Source organism: Alteromonas gracilis (assembly GCF_002993325.1).
Classification (GTDB): domain Bacteria; phylum Pseudomonadota; class Gammaproteobacteria; order Enterobacterales; family Alteromonadaceae; genus Alteromonas; species Alteromonas gracilis.
Genome location: NZ_PVNO01000027.1, coordinates 279,249 through 305,576, shown reverse-complemented (window position 1 = coordinate 305,576; position 26,328 = coordinate 279,249). Strand labels below are relative to the sequence as shown.

At 44.5% G+C, this 26,328-nt stretch carries 25 protein-coding genes; 14 read left to right on the top strand and 11 right to left on the bottom strand.

Features of this window, described 5'->3' with window-relative positions; translation table 11 throughout:
* Positions 1-10: 10 nt before the first annotated feature.
* Positions 11-1,297 (bottom strand): DUF445 domain-containing protein, encoded by a 1,287-nt coding sequence (locus C6Y39_RS14720; RefSeq protein ID WP_105931983.1) that lies wholly within the window; start codon positions 1,295-1,297, stop codon positions 11-13.
* Positions 1,298-2,323: 1,026 nt separating this feature from the next.
* On the opposite strand from C6Y39_RS14720, the gene C6Y39_RS14715 reads away from it, so the two are divergent.
* Entirely contained in the window at positions 2,324-2,995 is a 672-nt protein-coding gene (locus C6Y39_RS14715; RefSeq protein WP_105931982.1) for a DUF4097 family beta strand repeat-containing protein, read from the top strand.
* Positions 2,996-3,034: 39 nt separating this feature from the next.
* Positions 3,035-3,601, top strand: coding sequence for a sugar O-acetyltransferase (locus C6Y39_RS14710; protein ID WP_105931981.1), 567 nt, complete (start codon positions 3,035-3,037; stop codon positions 3,599-3,601).
* A 156-nt stretch (positions 3,602-3,757) separates the two neighbouring features.
* Here C6Y39_RS14710 and dkgB read toward each other — a convergent pair whose 3' ends face one another.
* The 6 genes from dkgB to C6Y39_RS14680 form a co-directional block, all read right to left on the bottom strand.
* Positions 3,758-4,561 carry a 2,5-didehydrogluconate reductase DkgB gene (gene dkgB / locus C6Y39_RS14705; RefSeq protein WP_105931980.1) on the bottom strand — a complete coding sequence of 268 codons (804 nt, stop codon included), beginning with the start codon at positions 4,559-4,561 and terminating at the stop codon, positions 3,758-3,760.
* Between the two features lie 219 nt (positions 4,562-4,780).
* The gene (rluB, locus tag C6Y39_RS14700; protein WP_105931979.1) at positions 4,781-5,677 is read right to left on the bottom strand and encodes a 23S rRNA pseudouridine(2605) synthase RluB; all 897 of its coding nucleotides are present in this window, start codon (positions 5,675-5,677) and stop codon (positions 4,781-4,783) included.
* Positions 5,678-5,716: 39 nt separating this feature from the next.
* On the bottom strand, positions 5,717-6,310 hold the full coding sequence (gene scpB / locus C6Y39_RS14695) for an SMC-Scp complex subunit ScpB (protein ID WP_105931978.1): 594 nt from the start codon (positions 6,308-6,310) through the stop codon (positions 5,717-5,719).
* Entirely contained in the window at positions 6,297-7,157 is an 861-nt protein-coding gene (locus tag C6Y39_RS14690) for a segregation and condensation protein A (protein WP_105931977.1), read from the bottom strand. Before C6Y39_RS14690 ends, scpB begins: the two co-directional genes overlap by 14 nt.
* A gap of 110 nt (positions 7,158-7,267) precedes the next feature.
* A complete protein-coding gene (locus C6Y39_RS14685; protein ID WP_105931976.1) occupies positions 7,268-7,888 on the bottom strand; it encodes an L-threonylcarbamoyladenylate synthase in 621 nt (206 codons plus the stop codon).
* A 156-nt stretch (positions 7,889-8,044) separates the two neighbouring features.
* Entirely contained in the window at positions 8,045-8,902 is an 858-nt protein-coding gene (locus C6Y39_RS14680; RefSeq protein ID WP_105932056.1) for a PHP domain-containing protein, read from the bottom strand.
* A 278-nt stretch (positions 8,903-9,180) separates the two neighbouring features.
* On the opposite strand from C6Y39_RS14680, the gene C6Y39_RS14675 reads away from it, so the two are divergent.
* Genes C6Y39_RS14675 through C6Y39_RS14645 form a run of 7 tightly spaced genes read left to right on the top strand, consistent with a single transcriptional unit; the run spans position 9,181 to position 16,240 of the window.
* A complete protein-coding gene (locus C6Y39_RS14675) occupies positions 9,181-10,869 on the top strand; it encodes an anthranilate synthase component 1 (protein ID WP_105932055.1) in 1,689 nt (562 codons plus the stop codon).
* A complete protein-coding gene (locus C6Y39_RS14670) occupies positions 10,866-11,498 on the top strand; it encodes an aminodeoxychorismate/anthranilate synthase component II (RefSeq protein ID WP_105931975.1) in 633 nt (210 codons plus the stop codon). Before C6Y39_RS14675 ends, C6Y39_RS14670 begins: the two co-directional genes overlap by 4 nt.
* On the top strand, positions 11,491-12,522 hold the full coding sequence (gene trpD / locus C6Y39_RS14665; protein WP_105931974.1) for an anthranilate phosphoribosyltransferase: 1,032 nt from the start codon (positions 11,491-11,493) through the stop codon (positions 12,520-12,522). Before C6Y39_RS14670 ends, trpD begins: the two co-directional genes overlap by 8 nt.
* On the top strand, positions 12,515-13,924 hold the full coding sequence (trpCF, locus tag C6Y39_RS14660; RefSeq protein WP_105931973.1) for a bifunctional indole-3-glycerol-phosphate synthase TrpC/phosphoribosylanthranilate isomerase TrpF: 1,410 nt from the start codon (positions 12,515-12,517) through the stop codon (positions 13,922-13,924). The genes trpD and trpCF overlap by 8 nt, the downstream gene beginning before the upstream one ends.
* Before the next feature lie 21 nt (positions 13,925-13,945).
* On the top strand, positions 13,946-15,127 hold the full coding sequence (trpB, locus tag C6Y39_RS14655; RefSeq protein WP_105931972.1) for a tryptophan synthase subunit beta: 1,182 nt from the start codon (positions 13,946-13,948) through the stop codon (positions 15,125-15,127).
* On the top strand, positions 15,127-15,936 hold the full coding sequence (gene trpA, locus C6Y39_RS14650) for a tryptophan synthase subunit alpha (protein ID WP_105931971.1): 810 nt from the start codon (positions 15,127-15,129) through the stop codon (positions 15,934-15,936). The genes trpB and trpA overlap by 1 nt, the downstream gene beginning before the upstream one ends.
* A gap of 4 nt (positions 15,937-15,940) precedes the next feature.
* Positions 15,941-16,240 (top strand): YciI family protein, encoded by a 300-nt coding sequence (locus tag C6Y39_RS14645; protein WP_105931970.1) that lies wholly within the window; start codon positions 15,941-15,943, stop codon positions 16,238-16,240.
* Between the two features lie 288 nt (positions 16,241-16,528).
* Here C6Y39_RS14645 and C6Y39_RS14640 read toward each other — a convergent pair whose 3' ends face one another.
* The gene (locus C6Y39_RS14640; RefSeq protein ID WP_105931969.1) at positions 16,529-16,993 is read right to left on the bottom strand and encodes a pyridoxamine 5'-phosphate oxidase family protein; all 465 of its coding nucleotides are present in this window, start codon (positions 16,991-16,993) and stop codon (positions 16,529-16,531) included.
* Between the two features lie 825 nt (positions 16,994-17,818).
* On the opposite strand from C6Y39_RS14640, the gene C6Y39_RS14635 reads away from it, so the two are divergent.
* The 3 genes from C6Y39_RS14635 to C6Y39_RS14625 are packed head-to-tail and all read left to right on the top strand — an operon-like array spanning position 17,819 to position 20,092.
* Entirely contained in the window at positions 17,819-18,088 is a 270-nt protein-coding gene (locus tag C6Y39_RS14635) for a PepSY domain-containing protein (protein WP_105931968.1), read from the top strand.
* A gap of 1 nt (position 18,089) precedes the next feature.
* A complete protein-coding gene (locus tag C6Y39_RS14630) occupies positions 18,090-18,764 on the top strand; it encodes a response regulator transcription factor (RefSeq protein WP_105931967.1) in 675 nt (224 codons plus the stop codon).
* On the top strand, positions 18,761-20,092 hold the full coding sequence (locus C6Y39_RS14625) for an ATP-binding protein (RefSeq protein ID WP_105931966.1): 1,332 nt from the start codon (positions 18,761-18,763) through the stop codon (positions 20,090-20,092). Before C6Y39_RS14630 ends, C6Y39_RS14625 begins: the two co-directional genes overlap by 4 nt.
* 263 nt (positions 20,093-20,355) lie before the next feature.
* Here the strand turns inward: C6Y39_RS14625 and C6Y39_RS14620 are convergent, their stop codons facing one another.
* Positions 20,356-21,396 carry an AI-2E family transporter gene (locus C6Y39_RS14620; RefSeq protein WP_105931965.1) on the bottom strand — a complete coding sequence of 347 codons (1,041 nt, stop codon included), beginning with the start codon at positions 21,394-21,396 and terminating at the stop codon, positions 20,356-20,358.
* A gap of 73 nt (positions 21,397-21,469) precedes the next feature.
* Between C6Y39_RS14620 and folX the strand changes: the two genes are divergently transcribed.
* Positions 21,470-21,838 (top strand): dihydroneopterin triphosphate 2'-epimerase, encoded by a 369-nt coding sequence (folX, locus tag C6Y39_RS14615; protein ID WP_105931964.1) that lies wholly within the window; start codon positions 21,470-21,472, stop codon positions 21,836-21,838.
* Between the two features lie 23 nt (positions 21,839-21,861).
* A complete protein-coding gene (locus C6Y39_RS14610) occupies positions 21,862-22,752 on the top strand; it encodes a TIGR01777 family oxidoreductase (RefSeq protein WP_105931963.1) in 891 nt (296 codons plus the stop codon).
* A gap of 339 nt (positions 22,753-23,091) precedes the next feature.
* Here C6Y39_RS14610 and C6Y39_RS14605 read toward each other — a convergent pair whose 3' ends face one another.
* Together C6Y39_RS14605 and C6Y39_RS14600 are read right to left on the bottom strand one after the other, a co-directional pair.
* A complete protein-coding gene (locus tag C6Y39_RS14605) occupies positions 23,092-25,614 on the bottom strand; it encodes an ABC transporter permease (RefSeq protein ID WP_105931962.1) in 2,523 nt (840 codons plus the stop codon).
* Entirely contained in the window at positions 25,615-26,313 is a 699-nt protein-coding gene (locus C6Y39_RS14600; protein WP_105931961.1) for an ABC transporter ATP-binding protein, read from the bottom strand.
* Positions 26,314-26,328: the final 15 nt, after the last annotated feature.

The following is a 26,328-nucleotide window of genomic DNA, read 5'->3' as shown; positions in this document are numbered from 1 at the left end:
GCGAAGAACGCTATACGCCAATCAGTGCTTCTATCCCAAACAGTATTGCCCCAATTAGTCCACCGACAATCGTGCCATTAATTCGCACTTTTTGAAGGTCGCGCCCAATATTCAGCTCTACCTGCTGCGCCATTTCTTGTTCGTCCCAACTATTTATCGTGTCACGAATGTGGCGTGTAAGAAATTCAGCCAGCTCTGGCGCCATATATTTAGCCGCTTCACCAATATGCTTGTTAAATGCTTTTGCTAATTCACTGTCTTGCGTCAACGTAGTGCCTAGGTCTGTTAAAAGGCCAGAGACCTTTACCTCTGCTTTACCATTTTTCTCTTCAAGAGACGCCAACAGCCATTGATGGAACTTGGCCCACGACTGCTGAACGTAGGCGTTTAGTGCTGGATCATTAATAATCTTTTTGCGGTAGCTGTTTACCTTTTTCTCCATTAATGGGCTGTGCTGCAACTCGTATAAAAATTCGTGCACATGCTCATCAAAGGCATGGCGAATCGGATGGTGCTCATCTTCGTATATGTCTTCTAAAATACTCGAAACGGCTTTTACAGCAATTAACGCACCCTGTTCACTCAACCAGCTAGACGGCAACAACTTTTCTATTCGACTGTATTCAGTTTTTAACCAAACAACTAATGTATCTGCTATGTATATCTGGGTCTCTGGCTCTGCGAGCAGTTTGGCAAGTTTTCCTAGTACCCTATCAAGGACAACTTGATGCTGCCGCTCTCTCGTCACAGCGCCTAATGACGTTACCATCATCTGCCTAAGATCAAGTTGATCAATACCTTTCTGAGCGGTTTTAGCGATAAATGCTTTCACCGGTTTATCATCAAGTACACGCATCACGCCAGCCAAAGCATCACACAAAAATCGGCTCAAACGAGCAGCGTTTTTCTTTTGGGACAACCATCTTCCCGCTCCTTTGGCAGGATCACTATCGCGAATAAGCTTTTCTATCGCTTCTGGGTGAAAGAACTTTTCTTTTACGAATAATGACAAGTTATTAGCAATAACAGACTTATTGCTAGCGACTATGTTGGTGTGAGGAATGGGATATTTTGCAGGTATTGGTTTAAACAGTGCGGTCACTGCAAACCAATCGGCGAGGCCACCAACGAGCGCGGCCTCACTGGCCATCTTTATAAGCCCCAACCACCAGGCACCTTGCAATTCTGTATAAAACTTAGGAAATAATATTGTTGAAACAAATACACACGCGGCAAAAATTAAACAGTACAAGGCTAGCCGCTTAGCTTTATTCAATTGTGCATATTTGTCCTGCATCTACTGCTCCGTTTAGATTAGTCGTTTGTCATCTTGGCCGATTAGATGAATGTCGTTTTTTTTAAAAACGTTCTTAACCACAGAAGGAAAATATCTAAGGCGCCTTGTTCAGGCGATGTCGCTTTACTATTTTTCTCTGACTATTAATAGCGTTCTTACCACCTCTTATCTGTGAAGATACTGAAGTCGGCAAGTCGTACTCATCATTTAGTATGCAAACTATAGGCCTTATCACCAAACCGGGGGTCTTAGCATCAAGTTAAAAGGAATTTGTTTGTCACTGAGTCATCAAGTAGCTCTAATTCAGCTATTGCCAAACCTGTCATGAAGATCGCTTCTCGGGTGAGAAGGAGGGCAGCGTTCAATAAATAAGTTATACGCATATCCAGCCCTTACTTACTCTATCACCGCTACTTTATATTGCGAAACCATCATCAGTGCCAGTGCATTTCTTGGTGTCATCTCTGGTCACCTGTCATCTCTGGACACCCACTTAAATCCCTCAGCGGATTGACACAAAATCACATTTATCAAACGCCTCCTCTCAATTTAAAGCGGAGTTTCAAGTGTCTGTCCACGTCTGTACTTTCGTAAATGTTTTACGTGCAAGTTTTGGACACCCACTTAAACCTTATTAGGTTGGCTTCAAACCACTCTTTTCAAGTGTGTGTCCCTTTCTGTGCTCTAGCGAGCCGAGTGTCTGTCCACTTCTATCAATTCTCTAGCGAGCCGAGTGTCTGTCCGCTTCTGTACTTTCGTGCATCCATATCTCAGATGGTCAAATGCACTACACGTTAGTTGATGAGGCTATTAAGCTAATAATTACGCCACAGTGTAGAGTTCCGCCTTTCTAACAAAAACGCTATCTCCATGTTTTTATTAGATTTAAAATAATGGCACGTAACGTGAAAAACGTGATGGGTAACGTGATAAATAACGTTGAAGTAAAGCTCGATAGTTTACTAATCAACACATCGAAATAAGCGTGCTATCAAAAATATATAAAACCGTTAAGGATATAAAAATATGAAAAAGTCTATTTTAACTTCAACAGCGCTACTGCTTTCTGCATCTCTTCTTTCTGGTTGCGTTATACATGTGGGCAACGCGAGTGCATTAGAAGGCAGCGACTTTAGTTCTATTCTTGGCAATATTGATATTGCTGAGGGAAAACATGCCGGTGATATCTCTTCCGTTAATGGAAACGTAGAGATAAGTGATCATGGTGGAGCTGATGAGGTGAGTATCGTTAACGGCAACCTTGAAATGGGTAGTCATGTGACTGTCCGAAATATTGATATCGTCAATGGAGACGTGAGTGCATCCTCACATTTAACTGTGCTTAAAGACGTAGAGACTGTAAATGGGAACGTAACGCTGCCTTCTCAAAGTAGCGTGGGCGGCAGCGTTGAATCAGTAAATGGTGATATCACGGCAGCGGATACCAAAATTGAGAAACATATCAAAACATTAAACGGTGATATTACGCTTTCTGGTAATTCTCACGTACATGGCGATATTATTTACAGAGAGAATGAAAGCTCATGGGGAAGCAAATCTGATGACAAACCTACGCTGTCTATAAGCGCTTCAGTTACTGTTGAAGGCAATATTATTTTAAAACGCCCTGTCAATTTAGATATTGAAAGCGAAGCGTTAAAACAAAAAGTCGTTGTAAGCTATGGTAGTGCGCAGTAACGTATCGACATTATTTTATAGCGCTGTGTTCAAAACCTTATGACCGAACAAGAAAAGATGCTCGCTGGCGATTTATACTACCCGTCAGACAAAACATTAACGGCATTGCGTAAGCAATGCCGTAGTCAATTAGACGAGCTCAATGCGACCTGTCAAAGTGACCATAAAAAGCGTACAAGACTATTAAAAGCGCTTTTCGGTTCGACGGGGAAAAGGCTTTACATTGAGTCTTCGTTCAAATGCGATTACGGTGAAAACATCTATGTAGGCGAAAATTTCTACGCTAATTTCAATTGCGTTATTTTAGATGCGGCCAAAGTAACCATTGGCGATAACTGTATGATCGCACCTCAAGTTGGGCTCTACACCGCAACTCATCCAATTGACCCAGTTCAACGGGCTACAGGAATAGAGTTTGCAAAACCCATAACCATTGGTGATAACTGCTGGATTGGTGGAATGGCTGTTATAAATCCCGGCGTGAGCCTAGGGGATAACGTGGTTGTTGCCTCGGGCTCTGTGGTAACAAAATCTTTCGGTAATAATGTTGTTATTGGAGGCAACCCAGCCAGAATTCTTAAACACGTAGAAATAGAGAAGAGCTAAACGCGCTGGATTTTATTGCGAGCAGATCGAAACTTACCTTCATTTCCTCAACTCAATGTTTTGCCGCCGCCTAAAGTTGATAATTGCAGGCGGCGACATCAAAAGCTAATCTATTACTTCACTATTTAACTTAACAGCTATAAAAACTGTATGAGGTTAATCCCACGCAGGTGCAAAGTCTGGATTAACGATACGTTCACCATTGTCTAAATCGTCGACAAGCGCTAATTCCTCATCAGTTAAATGCACACCACCATAAGCTAGATTTTCCGCCAAGTGCTGTTTACTGGTTGATGATGGGATAGCGTAAATATGACGTTTTTCCATCCACGCCATTACTACTTGTGCAGGTGTTGCATCGTGATTTTGAGCAATTCGCATCAGCGTTTCATCCTTCATGACTTTCCCTACCGCGAATGGCATATAAGCAGTCGCTCGAATTCCTTTCTCTTTACAAGATTCCACTACCTTTTTGTTTTGCATGAAAGGATGGATCTCAATCTGATTGGTATACACTTCACCCTCGCCTAGAATACTCTCTGCTTTGTCTAGCAGGTCGATGGTAAAGTTCGACACACCGATATGTCGCGTCAAGCCGTCCGCTTTTGCTTGCGCAAGACTTCCCAAATAACTTTCTAACGTTATGTCATTTCCAGGATAGGGCCAATGGATAAGCAGTAAATCGACGTATTCTAGCTTCAATTTTTCCAAACTTTCATGCACGCTTGGAATAAAATGAGCGTCTCCCAATGACTCATGCCACACTTTCGTTGTAACAAAAAGCGAGCTTCTGTCTAAGCCACTGGTCTTGATCGCGTCTCCCACTTCCGCTTCATTTCCGTAAAACTGGGCGGTGTCTATGTGTCTAAAGCCAACGTCCAGCGCCTTACTGACTGATTCTCGGGCTTCCTCACCTTCTAAACGAAAGGTTCCCATTCCTAACTGAGGCATGTCTTTCATTACCATCTCCTTTTCCGTGTCTTAGACTTTCGTCACGTAGCATATTCCTTTTTTGCTACGCTAGGTTTCACTAAGAAGATCGGTATAAACACGGTATAAATTGACGCATTCAAAAAGAAAGGATAAATATTTGTTGACCCCTCAATAAGCGGAAGACATAAAAAAGCCGCGAGTAATAACTAGCGGCTTTGTTAGTGCTGTGTAAAAGCGAGTAGTTAGCTATTTGCGTTTTGCTGGGCGCCCAGCACGTTTACTCAAGCCTTGTTGCTTACGTACTTTATGCTTTTTAACCGAGCGGCGCATGCGACTTAAACGCGCATGGTCAAGTTTGCCCTGTCTCACGTTGATCATAGTTTGCGTTTCATCTGGCAGCTGAACATGGCTACGTAGCGCGTTTACATCTTCTAACCCAAGCTCAACCCACGCACCTTGAGGCAAACGTTTTTGAAGCTCTATTGGGCCATACTTAACACGTATGAGTCGGCTAACCTGGACACCTTGTGATTCCCACAACCTACGTACTTCACGGTTACGGCCTTCTTTTAACGTTACGTTATACCAGCGGTTCATGCTTTCATCTTCGGCATGTTGTGGGGTTGGAGCGCCAGAGATGGTAAGGAATTTCGCTTCACCATCCTCAAGCTCAACGCCTTTTTGCAAAGTATGCAGCGTTTTACCCGTTACTTCACCAAATACGCGAACGGCATATTCGCGCTCTACTTCGCATTTAGGATGCATCAGGCGGTTTGCTAATTCACCATCATTGGTAAATAACAGTAGGCCGCTAGTGTTCATATCTAAGCGCCCCACCGTGATCCAACGACCCAATCGAATAGCTGGAAGTCGGTCAAATACTGTGTCGCGCCCTTCTGGATCATGACGGCTGCATAGTTCACCTTCAGGCTTGTTATACATTAGAACACGGCATACCGGTTGTTCAGTTTGACGAGACAAAAGATGACCATCTACGCGAATTTGTGCGGTGTGGTCAACTCGATCGCCAAGGGTTGCTTTGGTGCCATCGACCGATACACGGCCTTCTTCAATCCAACGTTCCATTTCTCGTCGCGAGCCTAGCCCTTGGTTAGCCAGTACTTTTTGCAACTTTTCAGTCATGGTTTTTCACTCTTAATTGCTTGTTTACGGTCGCACGGTCTATTCAGACGGTGCCTCATTTAACACCTTAAGCGGCGAGTCTGACGCAATACTTTCGGCCATATTTTCAAAGGCATGAGCATTGGGCAAATCGCTCAATGACGCCATTGAAAAGTAGTCTAAAAAGCCTTTCGTGGTAGCATAAAGTGCAGGTCGCCCCGGTACTTCTTTGTGACCAACTACCTTAATCCAGTCTCGTTCTGTGAGTGTCTTTATAATATTACTGCTTACCGCTACACCTCTTACCTGCTCAATCTCTCCGCGGGTAATAGGTTGACGATAGGCAATGAGCGCAAGTGTCTCAAGCATTGCTCTTGAGTACTTAGGCGCATTTTCTTGCCATAATTTACTTAACCACGGGCTCAATGCATCTAATGATTGAAAGCGATAGCCACTCGCTACTTCCACTAGCTGAATGCCCCGAGGTTGATAATCTAACTTTAGTTCGTTAATTACCTTACTCAAAGTTCTATCAGCCACGGTGAACTCGTTAAGCACCGTTTCTTTCAACTGCTGCTTCGTTACGGGCGTATCGGCCACAAATATTGCGGCCTCGACCAATTGTTTCAGCTGCGCCGTGTTAATTTTCTTCATGCGACCCTAATTTTACATGAATTTTTGCATAAGGACCTGCCTGAATGCACAAAATTAGCTGTTCTTTTACTAATTCTAAAATTGCTAAGAAGCAAACCACTACACCGGCCCTTCCTTCTTCAACGGTGAAAAGGCGTTCAAGTGGCATATACTCTGACGACGTAAGCAACGATAAGATAAGCGACATGCGCTCTCGCGTGCTCAAGGCTTCCCTTTCAATAGTATGGTTTTCAAACGCTTCCGCCCGTTTCATCGCTGTGCTAAATGCCAGCACTATCTCGGCTAAAGATACGTCAGGCTCCACACGAATTGGCGCAACGTTCTCACTAACTTCCACATGTGCTTTAAATACATCCCTTTCAAGACGAGGCTGAATATCCAAGTCTTCTGCGGCCTGTTTCACCAGTTCATATTCTTTTAGACGTCTGATCAACTCGGCCCTAGGATCGTCTTCTTCCTCACTGTCGTCACTGCGCTTCGGTAATAAAAGACGAGACTTTATTTCAGCCAGAATTGCAGCCATCAGCAGATACTCTGCTGCCAGCTCTAGCTTTAGCGCCATCATGGCGTCTACATACTCCATATATTGCTTAGTAACAGCAGCAATTGGCAGAGTTGTGATATCGAACTTTTGCTTACGGATCAGATATAACAGTAAGTCGAGAGGCCCTTCGAAAGTTTCAAGGATAACTTCAAGGGCATCAGGGGGAATGAACAGATCTTCCGGCTTCTCAATAAGCGCCTCGCCATTAATAAACGCAAGGGGAAGCGGCTGCTGAACAGGTGTCGAAAGCCCCTTTTCATGAGGCGTTTCTTTGTTGTTATTTGTTTTAGTTAATTCAGACACAGTCCCACAACCGTTTTACCTGCAGCAGCGAATATTATTGGTTCTAACGTTCATTCATTAAAGTCATATGCCCCGGGGCCATTTTCGTAGATGGGCAGAGCCACCGTCAATTATTCGAACGGAGACGGATCGCCAGTACCATGACGTAAAATGACGGGCGTATCTTCCGATAAATCAATCACAGTTGTGGGATGTTCGCCAATATAACCGCCGTGAATGATAAGCCCAACTTGCTTTTCTAAATTATCTCGAATCACATCAGGGTCTGATTCGGCCATGGTGTTGCCAGGCAAAATCAAAGACGTAGACATCAACGGCTCGCCAAGTTCTTCCAGTAATGCTAGCGCAATGGCGTTATCAGGCACGCGGATCCCAATGGTTTTTCGTTTGGGGTTCTGTAAGCGCTTCGGAACTTCTCGCGTTGCTTTTAGCACAAACGTGTAGTGACCTGGCGTATTATTTTTTATCTGCCTAAAGGCAGTGTTATCAACCTTGGCATAAATTGATAACTCTGACATATCACGACACATCAAAGTAAAATTATGGTCTTTATCTATTTGACGAATACGGCAAAGCTGCTCTAACGCCTTCTTGTCTTCCATTTGACAGCCTATGGCATAGCCTGAGTCTGTAGGGTAGACCACAACCGCACCCTCGCGAATTAGCTCGCATGCTTGGCTTATCAAGCGTTTTTGGGGGTTATCTGGGTGTACATAAAAAAATTGACTCATGATGACTTCCTTTTATAAAAAACGCTATTCAACTTGTTCTAGTTGCTAACACTTTTTATGGTTGTTTATGTGGGCATTGATTGGCTAAGGACCGACTCGTTATCGCTTTACTTCTATCAACGCCTTATTACCACTGAATTTCAACTATAGATTTGCTTACGGTGTACTTTCAAGCTCTTTAATCTGCAGCCAATCGTGCCAGATAGGGGTTAGTTGGCTACTAATTCCAAGGTTTTTACCCAACTCAGTCCAGCGAGAGGGGAAGTGAAAGTCGGAGCCCGCTGAAGCTAGCAAATTGTGAGTTTGTGCAATTTCATTGATCAGTTCTTGCTTAGTTTTGTTTATACCGGGGAACGCCGTCTCAATAGCATCTCCACCAGATTGTGCGAACAAATCTACTAATCGCCTTAGCCATTTAGCCGTCATATCGTAATGCGCGGGGTGCGCGAGCACGGCTTGGCCACCTGCATCGTGGATCCATTCAATTGCACTTTCTATACTTGGCCATTCGGCTTTAACCGCTGCCCTTTTACCTTTGCCTAAATACTTTTTAAAGGCAGCCTGCATAGTCGGCACGCCATAATTGTTCACTAAGACTCGAGCAAAATGAGCGCGAGTAACTTGCCCTACACCGGCTAGTGCTTTAGCTCGCGTTAAAACGCCTTCAAACCCACATTTTTCAAGTTTATCAGCTATTTTTTCAGCGCGTGCCTCGCGGACTTGAGCTTGACCATTGAGATGAGATAAGAACGTTGGGCATTGTCTGTCTACGTTCAAACCTACAATGTGGATATCAAAACCGTGCCAAGTAGTGGAAATTTCAACGCCGTCAATAATGGTTAAAGACCGCTTTTGTTTTGCTTGAGTGGCATGAGCCTCGTCCAAGCCCGCTACGGTGTCGTGGTCGGTAAGCGCAAGTACATCCACCTGCATGGTGTGAGCTCGAAGGATTAATTCTTCTGGCGTGAGATGGCCGTCTGAGTATTTTGTATGGCTATGTAAATCTATTTTCAAAGTAATATGCAAATTTTAGGTTGACACGAAAGGCAATTTGTTTTCTTCTATACGCACAAAGTATACGTACTAACGGCTTCAAATCCTATTGAAGTTTGAAAAAACAACGAGTAATTCATGCATTCATACAACATTTCTACAGCAATGACAGTTGCAGCTTGGTGGTGGCACTCCCTAACTTAACGGGCGGTGTGCACTGTAGTGCGTGAATGAAAACACATAAAGGCCCGTTTATACGGGCCTTTTTTTTATCTTTTTGCAATTGGAGAGTAGCAAAAATGAGTTTAGCGGAACTGGGCACTTCCCCAGGTAAAGTAGAGACAATAGAGCAGGTAGGTCATTACGTTGATGATCCACTCGCCGCGTTTGCCCACCTTTGTGGGAATACAAGTAACGCACTACTTTTAGAATCAGCAGAAATCGACTCAAAAGATGACCTGCAAAGTTTATTGATGGTTGATGCCGCCCTTCGCATGGAATGTAGAGGCAACCGAGTTGAGGTTAAGGCACTAACAGGAAACGGCGCTTCAGTTTTACCTTTGTTTGCTACGCACGCTCCCGAAGGCCTGAATGTCATTGATAGGACAGACACTTCTATTGTTCTTCTTTGCGATGACGCAAACAACGAATTAGACGAGGATAGCCGATTGAAAGCCGCGAGCGTTATGGACGCGCTGCGTATTGTTCTCAATAAAGTAACCCCCATCCGCCAACACCCTCACGCTATTTTTCTGGGCGGTGTATTCGCTTACGACATGCTTGCGGGCTTCGAAAAACTGCCGGATGTTGCTGAAGGTGAAAATGACTGCCCTGATTTTGTGTTCTATTTGGCGGAGACATTAATTACCGTTGATCATCAAACCCGCGAAACTCATCTTATCGGCAGCGTATTTAGCGGTGAGGATGTAGCTCAGCAATACTTTGCAATTGCGCAGCGATTGGAGGCTATTCATCAACTGCTTCATGAGATGCCTGCTGAGCCACTATTAACAAGTAGACAGAATGAATCGCAAAATGGACAGACATTCAAATTAAAAGAATCGACACAAAATGGACAGACACTTTCTTCTATCGAAGCAAGCGTAGACATTAGCGACGAGCAGTTTTGTGACCACGTGCTTGATTTAAAGCAGCACATTCTTGCTGGCGATATTTTTCAGGTTGTGCCTTCGCGCACATTTTCTCTCCCCTGCCCTTCGCCACTTCTCGCTTACGCCAAACTTAAAGAATCTAATCCAAGCCCTTACATGTTTTTCATGCAAGATGCCGCTTTTAGTATTTTTGGAGCCTCACCCGAGTCGGCGCTTAAATACGAAAGAGAAAGCAATCAAGTAGAAATTTATCCTATTGCAGGAACTCGTCCTCGAGGCAAGCGTCCAGACGGCAGCATTGATAGAGATTTGGACAGTCGCATAGAGTTAAACCTTCGCGAAGATACGAAAGAAAAATCTGAGCACATCATGCTGGTTGACCTAGCGAGAAATGACGTGGCTAAAGTTAGCCGTCCGGGTACTCGCTTCGTTAAAGATTTGCTCAAAGTAGATCGCTACTCACACGTAATGCATTTAGTGTCTCGCGTGGTAGGTCAACTGCGCGACGACCTAGACCCATTGCACGCGTATCAAGCCTGCATGAACATGGGTACTCTGGTAGGTGCACCGAAGGTCAGCGCAGCCACCTTGATCCGTGAAGTAGAGAAAAAGCGTCGTGGTAGTTACGGTGGTGCAGTGGGCTACTTAAATAGCCAAGGCGACATGGACACTTGTATCGTTATACGCTCTGCCTTTGTGAAAAATGGCACGGCTTACATTCAAGCAGGCGCAGGTGTGGTATACGATTCCATTCCCCAAGCTGAAGCTGATGAAACGCGAGCCAAAGCACAGGCCGTTATAGGTGCTGTCAAGGCGGCACTTCAAGAGGAAGTAAAACACATTAGTGCAGCGTCAAATGAAGGGGGCAACGCATGAACCACCAAGTTACCACTTTATTTTTGCTCGATAATGTAGACTCGTTTACCTATAACCTTGTCGATGAACTGCGTACATTAGACTTAGACATAAAAGTTTATCGAAATACTGTGTCAGCTGAACTTCTTTTTAATAAAATGCAGGAACAAGCGACGAAAGGCCCTGTTTTATTGATGCTTTCCCCGGGCCCTGGCGCTCCCAGTGATGCAGGCTGTATGCCTGCTTTGCTTAAAATGGTCAGCGGCGTATTTCCTGTCATTGGTATTTGCCTTGGCCATCAGGCAATTGTGGAGTACTACGGCGGTACAGTGGGGCGAGCTAGCCAAGTAATGCACGGAAAGTCGTCGGCCATTACGCATTCGGAAGAAGCCATGTTTAAAGGTCTTCAGCAACCGCTGCACGTTGCACGCTACCACTCATTAGTAGCCCACGAATTGCCTGAGAAGCTTACCGTTTGTGCATCAACAATAAACGATGATGGAAGTGAGGCAGTGATGGCAGTTTACAATGATGAAGACCGCATGCTTGGCTTCCAATTTCATCCAGAATCGATTTTAACAGCACACGGCAGTTTGTTGTTGAAACAAAGTATTGATTATTTAACGCTACAGGGAGCGAACCATGCTTAACGCAGGCCCTCTACTTGAACAAATTATGCTGCGGGAATCGCTGTCGCAAACCGAAGCGTACAGCTTATTCAACAGCATCATGCACGGTGAGCAAAGTGAAGTAATGATTGCTGCCGTGCTTACCGCGCTGAAAATGAAAAAAGAGTCGCCAGGCGAAATAGCCGGCGCAGCTAGCGCAATGGTCGCCAATGCCCTGCCTTTCCCTACGCCGTCATACGAGTTTGCAGATATTGTAGGCACTGGTGGTGACGGGCATAACACCATCAACATTTCTAGTGCTGCGGGCGTAGTCGCAGCATCGTGCGGCGTAAAAGTGGCAAAACACGGGAATAGAAGTGTCTCAAGCAAGTCTGGTTCAGCCGATTTGTTTCGTCAATTTGGTTTAAATCTAGAAATAAGCCCAGAAACCTCTCGCAAATGTTTAGATGAAGCAAATTTCACATTTCTTTTTGCACCGGTATATCACGCGGGCATGCGCCACGCAGCCCCCGTGCGCGCTGCGATGAAGACCAGAACGCTATTCAATATATTAGGCCCATTGGCAAACCCTGCGGGTCCAACTCATGGCGTTTTCGGCGTATACTCTCCCCAACTGCTAGAACCCTATGCAAAAACACTGATGCTGCTTGGCCAACATCGCGCCATGATTGTTCACGGAGACGGACTGGATGAATTGGCTCTTCATGGCGAATCAATCATTTACGATCTAGAACATGGCGATATTCGTAAGCTGTCGGTAACTGCACAAGATTTTGGTTTGCCCCACTATCCGCTATCGGCAATTGAAGGTGGTGAGCCAGAAGAAAATAAACAGTTTGTTGAAGCAGCCCTTAACGGTGAAGGCAAAGAGGCGCACCGCGCGGCTATTGCAATGAACTGTGGTGCTCTGTTGAAAGTCACGGGCAAAGCTACCACGTTCAAAGAAGGTGCCGAAATGGCAATGAACGCCATGGCAGAAGGGTTACCCATGCAGTTGTTATCAAAGGTTGCCAAAATTACTCAGGAGGTAAGCACGAATGGCTAATGTGCTTGAGAAAATTGTTGCAGACAAGCGAGAAGAAGTCGCCGCGCGTAAAAAGGCGCTGCCGCTAGATAGTTTTAAAGCTAATTTGACTGCTTCCAAAAAAAGCTTATTTGCTGCGCTAAACGAGCCAAATGCAGGCTTTATCTTTGAATGTAAAAAGGCATCTCCTTCAAAGGGGCTTATTCGAGAGAATTTCAATTTAGACGAGATTTTATCGGCCTATACTCCTTATGCAGCTGGCATATCAGTGCTTACTGACGAGAAGTACTTTCAAGGGAAATTTGAATACCTAGCTTACGTGACAGAGCGCGTTGCTCAGCCGGTTCTTAACAAAGATTTTTTTGTCGACAGCTATCAAGTGTATCTAGCCCGCCATTATAACGCTGACGCTGTACTGCTCATGCTTAGCGTTTTGAACGACGATGAGTATCGCGAGCTGGCTAGCGTAGCAAATTCGCTATCATTAGACATTCTTACCGAAGTGAGTAACGAAGAAGAAATGGAGCGAGCCATTGCGCTTGAAGCTAATATTATTGGTATCAATAACCGCAATCTTCGTGATCTCTCTACTGACCTAGCTACTACTGAGCGCCTTGTGCCGATGTTAGAGAAAGCCGCGCACGACTACGTTGTTATTTCAGAGTCAGGTATTTACACCCATCAAGACGTATTGCGCTTGGCACCTGTATCACAGGGCTTTTTGGTTGGCAGCGCTCTGATGGCAGAGACTGACCTTCGACGCGCTGTGAAAACATTGGTTAATGGAGCAGTGAAAGTCTGCGGATTAACCAGCAAAGAACAAGCGCAGATGGCATTCGATAGAGGCGCTAGTTTTGGCGGGCTTATATTTGCAGAGAAATCTCCCCGTTGTGTATCAAAGGAACAGGCGATATCTATCACGCAAGATGTAGAAGGTGCTTTTGTGGGGGTGTTTGTAAACCATGATGTTGATGAAGTGGCGTCTCTTGCTGCCTCACTAGGCCTTTTTGCCGTTCAGCTACATGGTAACGAGGATGAAGCATACATCACAGCATTAGCAGATAAACTTCCTGAAGGTTGTGAAATTTGGAAAGCAGAAGGCGTACAGGCAACATCCGCAGGCGCCCTTCCCGAATCAGTGGACAGACACTTAAAGAATGGTCTACTAAGCCGCGTACTACTTGACTGCCAAGTAGGCGATGCGAAAGGTGGTACAGGTGAATCTTTCAACTGGCAACTTATTAATGATATTGAAACCAAGCATAAGTTAGTGCTTGCTGGCGGTATAAACGCTGACAATGTGGCGAATGCAATTGCAACAGGCTGTGGCGCTATTGATGTAAATTCAGGCGTTGAAACCACGCCAGGCACAAAAAGTGAAAGCAAGCTCGACGCACTTTTTACTATTTGCCGCCGTTACTAATTTAAAAAACAGGACAACGTAATGAACCAGTTAGACACAAAATTTGGCGAATTTGGTGGCATGTACGTGCCCGAATTACTTATTCCAGCATTGGATCAGTTGGAAAAAGCGTTCTTAGATGCCAAAGACGATCCAAGTTTTAACGAAGAGTTTTTATCACTGCTAAAAGACTATGCCGGTCGCCCTACGTCGATGACGTTAACCCGGAACCTTGTTAGCAACCCAAAAGTGAAACTTTATCTTAAGCGTGAAGATCTACTTCACGGTGGCGCACACAAAACCAACCAGGTATTGGGTCAAGCGCTACTTACCAAGCGCATGGGTAAAAAAGAAGTTATTGCTGAAACGGGTGCTGGCCAACATGGTGTTGCAACTGCACTAGCGTGTGCCTTACTTGGCCTTAAAGCGCGCATTTACATGGGTGCAAAAGACGTAGAGCGCCAAGCGCCGAATGTATTTCGAATGAAATTAATGGGTGCTGAAGTTATTCCCGTAAATGCCGGGTCTGGCACGCTTAAAGATGCGGTAAACGAAGCGATGCGTGACTGGTCTGCAAACTACGATACTGCACATTACCTTTTAGGTACTGCAGCAGGCCCTCACCCTTTCCCGACCATTGTTCGTGAATATCATCGTATGATTGGTGAAGAAACGCGCGCACAAATCATGGAAAAAGAGGGCCGCTTGCCTGACGCCGTAGTTGCGTGCGTAGGTGGAGGGTCAAATGCAATCGGTATGTTTGCGGACTTCATCGATGAACCGTCTGTTCGATTGGTGGGCGTTGAGCCTGCCGGAAAAGGGGTTCACACCAAAGAACATGGTGCCACCATAGTTACGGGTACGAAGGGTATTCTTCACGGCGCTTATACCTTCATTATGCAGGACAAAGAAGGTCAAATTGAAGAGAGCTATTCCGTATCGGCGGGGCTCGACTATCCCGCTGTTGGCCCTCAGCATGCCTACCTGCACGACATTGGACGGGCTGAATATGTGGCTGCAACCGATGAAGAAGCGTTGAATGCATTCCAGCTTCTAGCGCGAAAAGAAGGGATTATCCCAGCATTAGAATCATCACATGCTCTTGCACACGCGCTCAACATGGCTGACGAAGCTGACGAGGAAACGATTATTGTAGTTAACTTGTCGGGCCGTGGTGATAAAGACTTAGCGCACGTTATCAACATTTTGGGGGACGATTTATAATGGATAGATATGCACAAATGTTTGCTGGCCTTGAGGAAAAGAACCAAGGCGCATTCGTACCCTTTGTGATGGTTGGCGACCCGGACTTAGCGCAATCTGAAGCCATCATTTGCCAACTTGTAGAAAGCGGCGCAGACGCTCTGGAGTTAGGTATTCCGTATTCAGACCCGATAGCCGATGGTCCAACTATTCAAGCCTCGGCTATCCGCGCCCTTAAAGGCAAGGTTACCGTAGCAGATTGCTTGGAAGTAATTTCGCGAGTACGCGCAAAATACCCAGAAGTACCCATTGGGCTGCTTTTATACAGCAACTTGGTAATGGCACAGGGTGTTGAAAACTTTTACAGCAAAGCGCAAGCGGCAGGCGTCGACTCGATACTAGTGGCAGACGTACCAATCCGCGAAGCTGCACCGTTTCAAAAGGCTGCTGAGGCGACAAACATCTCACAAATTTTGATTGCTCCACCGAATGCAACTGACGAAACCATGGAAAAGATTGGTGAATACTCAAAAGGTTATACCTATCTACTTGGTCGTGCTGGCGTAACAGGTGCAGAGACCGCAGCAAATATTCCAGCATCTGAGCTTATCGAGCGTTTGAATAAGCACAAAGCTGCACCGGCACTGTTAGGGTTTGGTATTTCTACACCAGAGCAGGTTAAATCTGCCATTGATGCTGGCGCTGCCGGTGCAATTTCTGGCTCGGCAACAGTAAATATTATCGCAGCTAACTTGTCAGACAGTCATAAAATGCTAAGCGAGCTCGGCAGCTTTGTTGAAAGCATGAAAGCTGCAACGGCCAAGGGATAAGCGCATGCTATATATGATTTGTGCCACCGATGTGGCGGACAGTTTAGAAAAGCGCTTAGCTGCGCGACCTGCACACCTTGAACGTTTAAATGTTTTGAAAGATGCGGGACGTCTGGTTATAGCTGGCCCTTTCCCAGCTGTTGACAGCCCAGACCCGGGGCCGGCTGGATTTACAGGCTCACTTGTAGTTGCAGAGTTTGACTCGTTAGAGGATGCACAAACGTGGGCAGACGCTGACCCGTATATTGAGGCCGGTGTTTATGAAAGCGTTATAGTGAAACCGTACAAAAAAGTTTTACCCTAGCTTTTGGCCTAGAGATTTTGATTTTTATAAATATCAAAAGCCCCAAAAAATCGGATAACTCCGAATTTCTGGGGCTTTTTCTTTGTAAAGTTGATTCAATGTAGTTTTGAACTCGTTTTGGACAGACACTTGTTTTGGAGCTTGAATGTAAATTTGTCCTTGAAGCCTGATTGCGAAGCTGATTATGAGTTAGCTATGGATAGTTAACTATGGACAGACACTTAAGTGAGCTGTTCAATCGAGTCAGCATCGCTACAGGTCAAACGCAAGCTGCAAACAAGCTTACCTTTACAAATCTACTTTCTCGTGCGCACCCATTTCCTCAGGCTTTACTGTTTTTCCGGTAAGCATTTTAAACATACCTTTGAGCGATGGATCAGCGTCCCACACTTCAGCGTCTGTAAGTTCAAAACGAAGCATCAGTAGAGAAGGGTCATCTTTACCTTGCTCAAACCACGCTTTAACTGGATTTGACCAGTATTTGTCTATTATCTCTTTACGCGACTCAACGGTAAGCGTTCCACGAATACAGGCAAATACATCATGTCCTTTAGATGCGAAATGCACCATTGCCTTTCCGCCTTTAGCTATGCGATTGTCCCTAGAGGTATAAAACCAAAATTCACCATCAGCCTCTTTATCAAGCTGTGCATACATTGGCTCGGCATGCATATCTTCGCCTATCAAACTAACCATGACTTTTGGGCTGTCTGACATTGCTTTCCACATTGTTTTCTTGATATCGCTAGACATTATTTCTCCTTAAAAGATAAAAGTAGAGGTTGATACCTGAAAAGTGCTTCGGTACGAGTCAACCTAACGCATACTTCTATTCCATTTATGAATACTCGGTGAATAGATTCACGCACATGTCATGCCAATGCTCTAAGCCTCGATCGCTATTTTGCAGAGCTTCGAACTTTCGTAACTGGCAAACTAGTTACCTCCCCGCACCAACACGCTTCTTCTTGGCCTGTACACATTTAATGATTACCGATCAAACTACTGCAACCTGGAGCCAGTTCAATTTTGAAGCACCTACCGCAGGAATAGAGCTGTGATTAGTCTTCCGATAGCCACTATGGACAGACACTTTTTTGCAATGCGTGAGTAAAGTTTACTCTGTGTTCCTGGGGGAAGTCGTCATAGCCACAGCGTGCGTAATTATGGACAGACACTTACTTCGTTGATCTGATGGGTTGTTGTTGAAATCGCGGGAAATCGTAAATAGAGAAACCGTGGACAGACACTCTTATTGCATTCGTTTGAAGATTGTTTTGAAAGTGCTCCTACTTTCATTGTCAATTAAGTGTGTGCCCTAAACTATCACTGCTCAAATGTCTGCCCAAAGCTTTCTAAATTTCTGTCCCAATTTTTCGAGAGAATTTTTTTAACCTCTAACCTTTTTAAGTGTCTGTCCGTTTTTTCTTGCGCCTTTTCTTGGTACGCAAGTAACTGATGCGTTATATACAGTTTTTGCTTGGCAAGGTAGACTTGACCTAATTCAGAATAGATTCAGTTTACCAAGTTATACTTATCTGTAGTTTGGCCTGAGTAGGACAATTATTGTGAGGGTGTATGACATTATCGCTTCGAATTTTGGTGTTTTGTGCAGCGTTAGCACTGTCAAGCATTGCCCCCGCTATGGCGTTACAAAGTTCAGGCGGTGATATCTCAAAAAGCGAGGCCGCTGAGCGTGCACGAATAGCAGCAGATGGTCGTGTTTTAAAAGTTGAACAAACCTCGCAGAACTACCGGGTTAAAGTTTTGAAGAAGTCTGGTCGCGTTGTCTCAGTCGAAGTCGACAAACGCTCAGGCAAGGTCAAACAAAGTAAAGGTAAGGATTAATATGCGTATTCTCGTAGCTGAAGATGATAGCCGACTATTGACCCAACTTGACGCTTTATTGCAGCAAAACGGTTATAGCGTTGACTTGGCAGATAATGGCGAACACGCGCTATTTCTTATAAAAGAATATAGCTATGACCTTGCCATTGTTGATATAGGAATGCCAAAGCTTGACGGGTTTGAGGTCATCAAAAAAGCGCGTCATGCCGACATTTCATGCCCTATTCTAATACTAACTGCAAGAGATCGGTGGCAGGAGAAAGTTGAAGGTTTGGATGCAGGTGCCGACGACTACCTCACCAAACCATTTCATAATGAAGAATTACTGGCCAGAGCCAAGGCGTTAATCAGGCGGGCTTCAGGACAAGCTAACCCGACGATACAATTTGGTCCTATTGCTTTAGATACGGTAAGTGAAGAGCTGTCGCTACATGGGCAAGCACTAGACTTAACGGCATACGAGTATAAAGTGATGGAATACTTGATGCTAAACCCCAATAAAGTTATTTCAAAAACTGAGCTTACTGAACACATCTACGATCAAGACTTTGATCTAGACAGTAATGTGATTGAAGTATTTATCGGTAGGTTGCGTAAAAAGCTCGATCCTTCGGGCGATTTGAAGCCAATTGAAACCCTAAGAGGTAGGGGCTATCGGATAAATAAACATTTATGAGACAATTGTCACTTCGCCTGCGAAGCATCTTTTTCGCGGTTGTTATTTTGGCATTTTTTGCGCCATTTACTGTTATCATTCTTGACGAAGCCTACACTGAAAGCCTGACACAAGCCAAAATGAGCGAACTTAGATTAATGAATTTAGGTTTGCTTTCTGCATTTGAGTTGGATGGTGACCAACCTTACATGCCTGAAATCCTTTACGAGGAACAATTAAATCTACCAGGTTCAGGATACCTCGGAGTTATCGTATTTCGAGACGAAGTCATTTGGCAGTCAGCATCTGCCCTCGAATACACCTTTTCATCACCAGAAATAGAGGTCGCGGTCGGAAACGAGCTATTTTTGGAGTCATTCACGCCAGCATTTAAAGAAAACGCTTCGTACTTTGTCTACGCTTTTACCGCAGAATTTGCTTCTAGTAGAGACTTTGAGCCAGTACGATTTTATATCTTTAATGACAAGGCTCTTTTCGAAAGCGAACGTCGTACTTTTATTAATACCACGTGGCAGTGGATATTCACACTCTGCTTCGTGCTTCTCGTCTTTATTATTGTTGGTGTAAGCGTGGTACTGCTGCCCGTAAGAAAGCTAATTGCTGAAATATCTCAAACAGCCAATGGTGTTAAACCACAGCTAAATTCACGCTATCCTGTGGAGTTTGACTCATTGAAACAATCTATCAATGGTCTACTTCAAAGTGAAGCGGCACAAAGAGCGAGGTATAAGAATAGCCTGGGTGACTTGGCTCATAGTCTAAAAACCCCGCTGGCTGTGGCCTCTGGCTACCCTCAGCTTCCGACTGAGGTGGATGAAGCGTTAAAACAGATTGACCAAATAATCAAGCGACAGCTCAAAAGAGCCAGTGCAGGAAAGTCTGGCTGGCAAAAAGCCGTTCCGATTACACCTCTTCTACACAAACTTGCCGATGCGATGGATAAAGTCTATCAAGAAAAAACACTTAACATTGAGTTTGACGTTGACGAAAACATTGCATTTAAAGGAGACGAAACCGATCTCATGGAGCTTTGTGGCAATCTTCTGGATAACGCATGTAAAGCAGCGAAACGAAATGTCATAGTTTACGGCGAGATAAATGAAAAGTGGCTTATTTTAAAAGTGGATGATGACGGGCCGGGGATCCCCGACGATAAAAAAGTATTTCTTTTAGAGCGAGGAGCACGCTTAGACACGTACGCTGAAGGACATGGCATCGGTATGGCGCTAGCTGCCGATTTAGTTTCTATTTACGAAGGAAGAATGCACATAGAGGATAGTACTCTCGGTGGCGCAAGCATCATTGTTGAATTCCCAAACCACGGTTAACATCGAGCTAAGATGTCTAGTGCATAAATTTCTTTAGTTTGAGGCGTTATTCAATCGAAAAAAATTAGGGACAGACACTTAGTCTCATGAAATGTGTCTGTCCAACCTAAACAATTTAATAAATGCTGTGGCTGTCCATTTTAGGCAAGCTTATCAACGTTCCCTAAATTGATGCTTAAATCACTTCTATATCAGCGCAAAAGAAAAGAAGTGTCTGTCCACTATTTCACTCACTATTTCACTACTCACCCCAAACACTGTGTTTATGATGAGGCTTTTTGGCCTTCACTCGACAGTAGTACAGCCAGCCACTTACTCTCTTCTCGTGACTCAAGAGCGATTTTCACAACCATTGTCAGCGGAACAGATAAAAGCATACCAACCGTCCCTAATAGCCATCCCCAAAAAATGAGCGAGAGAAATACGACAAGAGTCGACAACCCCATGCCTTTACCCATTAACTTTGGCTCTACCATATTTCCCATAATCGTATTAACTAGCACAAAGCCTAATGCAGCGAACCCTGCCGACGCTGGCCCTAATTGAACAAAGGCGATGAGTACTGCTGGAACTGCGGCAATGATTGAGCCTATGTTAGGGATAAAGTTCAGCATGAAGGCCAATACAGCCCACAGCATGAAGTGGTCTACGCCCATTACGTATAACCACGTACCTATAATTAAGCCTGTTCCAAGGCTTACCACTGTTTTTATTGCTAGATAACTATTTACAGACCTAATGAACTTATCAATATGCTGCAACTTCATGCCAGGGTCAGCTAGGGCAATATGTAAACGACGAGGTATGCTATCTGCTTCGAAAAGCATAAATATCACGGTTAGTAGTATCAAAAATAGGTTTGAAAGCACGCCCCCCATACCACTTATAAAGTTTGTTGCGACTGACATGGCCGTTGCAGGGTCCAAGTGAGAGGCAATCAGCTCTCTATTGATGTGAATATTGAATTCAGCAAGCTTGGCAACCACCCATGCAAATTCAGAATCGAGCTTGCTTCTGTATTCGGGAAGGTTCTCGCGAAATTCAGTCATTGACTGCCCTACTAGGCCAGCCAAAAGAAAACCAAATACCACTATGAGCAGTATAACAAAGGTAATCGAGAGCCATTTCGGCACGCCAAATTTAGAGGTCCAGCGAATTATTGGACTACAAGCTATGGCAATAAAAATAGATAAAAAGAAAGGTACCATAATTGTACTAGCGGCTTTTACGCCTGCCATTACAACCACTAAGCATGCTAAAACGATAAGAATCTTTGCTGTTGGCGAGCGTAGTTCCATTGACATATTGTGCTACATTCCTGACTGAAACGACTACACTTTACAACGACTTATAGACAACTACAAACAAGAGACTCCAATGAATTTTAATCTTGCCACTATAAAAATTAAAAACCTAAGACTACGTACTTACATTGGCATCAATGAAGATGAGATAAAAAACAAACAAGACGTTGTTGTTAATGTAAAAATTGACTACGACGCCGAAAAAGCTACTAATACGGACGATATGTCCGATGCTTTAAACTATAAGACCATTACAAAGGCGATTATTAAACTAGTTGAGGACAATCGATTTTCACTTTTAGAAAAATTAACAGCGGATGTGTTAAGTATCGCGGCTGAGCATTCATCAGTGCGTTACGCAGAGGTGGAAGTTGATAAACCCCACGCATTGAGGTTTTCTGACTCAGTTTCTTTAACGCTTTCATGCAATAAATCTGAATAGACTTATCCTCTAAGGAGCGTGTGTTGAACATATTAATGACTGGCGGCACCGGACTAATTGGCAGCGAGTTTATTCGACAATTTTCGGATGAACATACATTTACTGTCGTTTCCCGAAATATTGCTAAAGCAAAAGAGTTACTGGGGAACGGCGTTGAGTATGTGGAAAGTGTTGCCGCTGTTCAAAACTTCGATACGTTTGATGCAGTAATAAATTTAGCGGGTGAACCGATTACTGATAAACGGTGGACAGACACACAAAAAAAGAAAATTTGCGACAGCCGCTGGAACATAACTGCTGAATTGGTTTCAAAAATTAACGACAGCACTTCCCCTCCTGATGTCTTTATATCGGGCTCAGCTATCGGCTTTTACGGAAACCAAGGAGATAGGGTTGTTTCTGAGGATACGCCTCCTCACAACGAATTCACTCATGAGTTGTGTGCGAAATGGGAGGCAATAGCTAACAGCGTTGTTCAAGAAAACACTCGTGTAGTGACACTTAGAACAGGGGTTGTTTTAACCGAAAAGGGAGGTGCGCTAGACAAAATGGCTTTGCCTTTCAAGTTAGGTACAGGCGGAACATTAGGCTCTGGCAGACAGTATTTAGCTTGGATCCACCTGCAAGACATGGTTCAAGGAATTTCATTCTTACTTAATAACAGTTCATGCAGAGGCCCTTTCAACCTGACCGCCCCAGTTCCTGTGACGAACAAAGAATTTTCAAAGTCACTTGCAAAAGCACTAAAGCGGCCTTGTCTATTCAACGTGCCTAGCTTTGTGATGAAAATAGCCATGGGAGAATCTTCGACAATGATTTTAGAAGGCCAGCGAGTTATCCCTGAAAAACTAGTTGCTGCAGGATACAAGTTTACATTCCCTTCTCTAACAGAGGCGTTAAGCGACATTTATTAGTGCTACACCGCGCTAATCCAATAATAGTTCTCTCATTATGGACTGACACTTAATTGTAACAAAGTGTCTGTCCAATTTGCTTCTCAACTTGCTTCTCCGATTCTCTCCTCGTCTAGCTCCACCGCTAACACCAGTTATCCTTCTCAAAGAAATTTCCCGATGCTTATTATAAAACCGTACCGCTCTCGGAAATCACGATAAGAGTATTGACAGGGAAACTATGGACAGACACTTACCCCTGGTCATTTTAAAGCGACAGAACTTTTGGAGTAGCTGACAAAAGATAGCAACAGACAGACACCCATGGATTTAAAGTGTCTGTCCACAGTATTTATTTTCTTAAACCATATTACGAAGCATTTGACTGGTATTTAATTTCAGTAATCTCCAGCACCCCACTGCACCTAGAATACCGACCACTACAGCACCTACCGCCGGAGCTATAACCCAATATTCAGGGTGAAGACTAGCTTGCATCTGGAACACTGAGGTTTGAAGTAGGTATAAACTCAACTCATTCGCCATGGCTGCCATAAAGCCAGCAACCACACCTATGATCACGAATTCGAAGATGACGCTTTTGCGAATTAGTCTGCCCTTCGCGCCAAGGGTCCGTAATATCGCAATTTCCTGACTTCGCTCATCCATACTTGCCTGAACCTGAGCAATTAAAACCAAGCTTCCCGCGAGTAAGACGAGTACCAGAATAAACTCAACGGCCACAGATACTTGGTCAACAATCTCCCTCAATTGGTTTATCCGCGCATCAACATCAAACATAGTAATTGACGCAAAAGGCTTCAGAAGATTAGTCAATTCAGCTTTTCTTTCAGTGGGTAAATAGAAACTAGTGATATAAGTTGGACTGAATGCCGCCATTGCATCCGGATGTATTACAAAAAAGAAGTTTGGCTGCATAGTTTGCCAATTAACCTTACGCAAGCTCGTTACCTTCGTTTCAACTATTTCGCTCCCTACATTGAACGTTAGCCTGTCGCCCATCTGAATATTCAAACGTTCCGCAACGCCCTCTTCAACAGAGACGGGAAACAAGCCGTCGGCAAACGTCTCATCGCTATCGCCATGCCATTCACCTTCTAAAACTTCGTTTTCTTTTTGCAGCGTGTTGCTCCAAGTAAGGTTTGCTTCTCGACCTAGTCCTCTACGCCCTTCTCTATTGGGCTCGTCCTCTTTAGATACGTCGGTATTGACTCCTTCTCCGTTAACGGAAACGAAACGCCCTCGTATAACTGGATAAAATTCTTCTATCTTCACTCCGTTGTCAGAAAAGTGTCTGTCCAATTTTGGTTGGATATCAGGTGTGATATTGATCAAAAAGTAATTCGGTGTCCCCTCTGGCAGTTGTGAACGCCATTGCGAAACCATGTCATTTCGCATGACCAACACCACGAGTAGCAACATGATTGTGACCGAGAAACTGATAAGTTGAACACTGTTATCCATAGCGCGGCGCTTGATTCGGGCCCAAGCTAATTGCCATGGCCCCATTTTTCCGCTGCCAAGTTTCCGTCCCACCGCTATTAACCCAAACGTAGCACCGAGCAAACCAAGCACCAACGTCGAGCCAGATACAAACAAAATTGCGCTGATTTTTAGATCCTGACTATACATCCACATTAGCGTGAATATAGCGCCACCTGATGCAGCAAACTGAATACCTCTTGAGCGTAAATTGGTAGAAATATCCTTACGTAACACGCGAAGCGGGGGCACCGAAAATAGCTGAAGCAGTGGGTACAAGGAAAACAAGAGTGCGCAAGTAGCCCCCGTTGCAACTGCAATTACTAGCGGCCGCCAGTGCCAAACGTCAAGAGAAACATCAACTTTGTCTGCTACAAGTGAAACCACGATTTGCTGACCTATGAATCCAATCACCAAACCAATTAAAATCCCAAGAGCCGTAATCAACAAAATTTGATACAGATAAATTTTGCGAATAGTTGCACTGGTCGCGCCAAGTGTTTTCATTATTGCTACGGGGTCAAAGTGACGTTGTGCATAACGCTGGGCAGCAACGGCTATTGACACCGCAGCCAAAACGATTGCCAGTAGACTGGCTAAAAGGAAGTAACGCTCAGCACTTGCCACTGAACGACCTATCGCTGATTCATCGTCTTCAACCGTACGCCATGAATGCAGGTCATCGTTTAACTTCGGTAACAGCCAGCTGTTAAAATTACTAATATCACTCGCGTCACCAGCAAAAAATCCTACGTAACGCGCCCTACTACCCGGCCCTGTAACCGCTGTTTTTTCTAAATCTGCAAGGTTTATGAGTGCAATAGGATCAGTATTGAATACGCTGAAGCCTGCATCAGGAATGTCTACCAGCACCTTGGTAACGGTAAAGTTTCCGTCTCCAATTTCGATGCGGTCTCCGATAGATAAGCCAAGACTTTGAAATAGACGAGATTGAACCCAAGCCTCTCCGCTTTGTGGCAACTCTGAAGTGTCACGTTTCTCGCCAAAAGGCTCATCAGTAATGTTTACCGTTCCCTTCAATGGGTACGTGTTATTAACTGCTCGCAAGTCCACTAGCGACATTGCATCGCCGTTGAACACCATCGAGCGAGTTGATACCTGTTTCGCTGTCGATAAACCTTCTTGTTGCGCTTTGAGCAACCATTCCTCATCGAGCGGTTCATCTGATCGAAGTTGTGCGTCAGCCGCGATAAATGCCGCTGAGCGAGATTTGAGCGCACCCTGCAGTCGTTCACTAAAGAGTGATAGAGATAAAACAGCAGCTACCGATAATACAATGGCCAACAAGATGATAGTAAGTTCACCCCGTCTAGCCTCATGTTTAAAAAGCCGCCAGGCCAAGCTGAAAGACGTCGACATTTACACCGCCTCTTTCTTGTTCGCACTTTTACTTTGCGTTGTTTCTACAAGTTCGCCTGCGTTCATGGTTAACTGTCTATCGCAGTGTTCAGCAAGTTCATTATCATGAGTGACCAATACTAGTGTGGTCCCCTTTTCTCTATTCATTTGGAAGAGCAACGCCTCTATTTTCTCACTGTTTTTAGCATCTAAATTTCCTGTAGGTTCATCAGCGAAAAGGATTTTAGGGGAGGTGATAAAAGCACGAGCAATCGCGACCCTTTGTTGCTCCCCTCCTGATAACTGATTTGGAAAGTGATGGGCACGATGTTTAAGCCCAACTTGCTCTAAAATATCAATAGCAAGCGCTTTAGGGTTGTCAAGCCCAGCAATTTCCGCTGGCAACATCACATTCTCTAGCGCAGTAAGACTTTGAACCAGCATAAAGCTTTGAAAAATAAACCCTACTTTATTCCCCCTAAGTACCGCTCGCTCTTCTTCATCCATGTTGTGTAGCGCTTCGTTATCTAGGAATATTTCTCCCTCTGAAACTTGATCTAGTCCGGCTAACAACCCCAATAAGGTTGATTTTCCAGAACCTGACGCACCGATAACGGCAACTGACTCACCTGACTTGACTTCAAAAGAAATTGGGCGAAGGATCTGCAACGAACCTTCACTCGTATTTACAACTTTAGTTACTGAATTAGCTTTTATCATAAGGGGTTATCAATT

Bases quoted from the DNA above. Each gene is read 5' to 3' on its own strand.
- C6Y39_RS14720 (WP_105931983.1), bottom strand. From the start codon at position 1,297: ATGCAGGACAAATATGCACAATTGAATAAAGCTAAGCGGCTAGCCTTG.
- C6Y39_RS14715 (WP_105931982.1), top strand. From the start codon at position 2,324: ATGAAAAAGTCTATTTTAACTTCAACAGCGCTACTGCTTTCTGCATCT.
- C6Y39_RS14710 (WP_105931981.1), top strand. From the start codon at position 3,035: ATGACCGAACAAGAAAAGATGCTCGCTGGCGATTTATACTACCCGTCA.
- dkgB (WP_105931980.1), bottom strand. From the start codon at position 4,561: ATGAAAGACATGCCTCAGTTAGGAATGGGAACCTTTCGTTTAGAAGGT.
- rluB (WP_105931979.1), bottom strand. From the start codon at position 5,677: ATGACTGAAAAGTTGCAAAAAGTACTGGCTAACCAAGGGCTAGGCTCG.
- scpB (WP_105931978.1), bottom strand. From the start codon at position 6,310: ATGAAGAAAATTAACACGGCGCAGCTGAAACAATTGGTCGAGGCCGCA.
- C6Y39_RS14685 (WP_105931976.1), bottom strand. From the start codon at position 7,888: ATGAGTCAATTTTTTTATGTACACCCAGATAACCCCCAAAAACGCTTG.
- C6Y39_RS14675 (WP_105932055.1), top strand. From the start codon at position 9,181: ATGAGTTTAGCGGAACTGGGCACTTCCCCAGGTAAAGTAGAGACAATA.
- C6Y39_RS14670 (WP_105931975.1), top strand. From the start codon at position 10,866: ATGAACCACCAAGTTACCACTTTATTTTTGCTCGATAATGTAGACTCG.
- trpD (WP_105931974.1), top strand. From the start codon at position 11,491: ATGCTTAACGCAGGCCCTCTACTTGAACAAATTATGCTGCGGGAATCG.
- trpCF (WP_105931973.1), top strand. From the start codon at position 12,515: ATGGCTAATGTGCTTGAGAAAATTGTTGCAGACAAGCGAGAAGAAGTC.
- trpB (WP_105931972.1), top strand. From the start codon at position 13,946: ATGAACCAGTTAGACACAAAATTTGGCGAATTTGGTGGCATGTACGTG.
- trpA (WP_105931971.1), top strand. From the start codon at position 15,127: ATGGATAGATATGCACAAATGTTTGCTGGCCTTGAGGAAAAGAACCAA.
- C6Y39_RS14645 (WP_105931970.1), top strand. From the start codon at position 15,941: ATGCTATATATGATTTGTGCCACCGATGTGGCGGACAGTTTAGAAAAG.
- C6Y39_RS14640 (WP_105931969.1), bottom strand. From the start codon at position 16,993: ATGTCTAGCGATATCAAGAAAACAATGTGGAAAGCAATGTCAGACAGC.
- C6Y39_RS14635 (WP_105931968.1), top strand. From the start codon at position 17,819: ATGACATTATCGCTTCGAATTTTGGTGTTTTGTGCAGCGTTAGCACTG.
- C6Y39_RS14630 (WP_105931967.1), top strand. From the start codon at position 18,090: ATGCGTATTCTCGTAGCTGAAGATGATAGCCGACTATTGACCCAACTT.
- C6Y39_RS14625 (WP_105931966.1), top strand. From the start codon at position 18,761: ATGAGACAATTGTCACTTCGCCTGCGAAGCATCTTTTTCGCGGTTGTT.
- C6Y39_RS14620 (WP_105931965.1), bottom strand. From the start codon at position 21,396: ATGTCAATGGAACTACGCTCGCCAACAGCAAAGATTCTTATCGTTTTA.
- folX (WP_105931964.1), top strand. From the start codon at position 21,470: ATGAATTTTAATCTTGCCACTATAAAAATTAAAAACCTAAGACTACGT.
- C6Y39_RS14605 (WP_105931962.1), bottom strand. From the start codon at position 25,614: ATGTCGACGTCTTTCAGCTTGGCCTGGCGGCTTTTTAAACATGAGGCT.
- C6Y39_RS14600 (WP_105931961.1), bottom strand. From the start codon at position 26,313: ATGATAAAAGCTAATTCAGTAACTAAAGTTGTAAATACGAGTGAAGGT.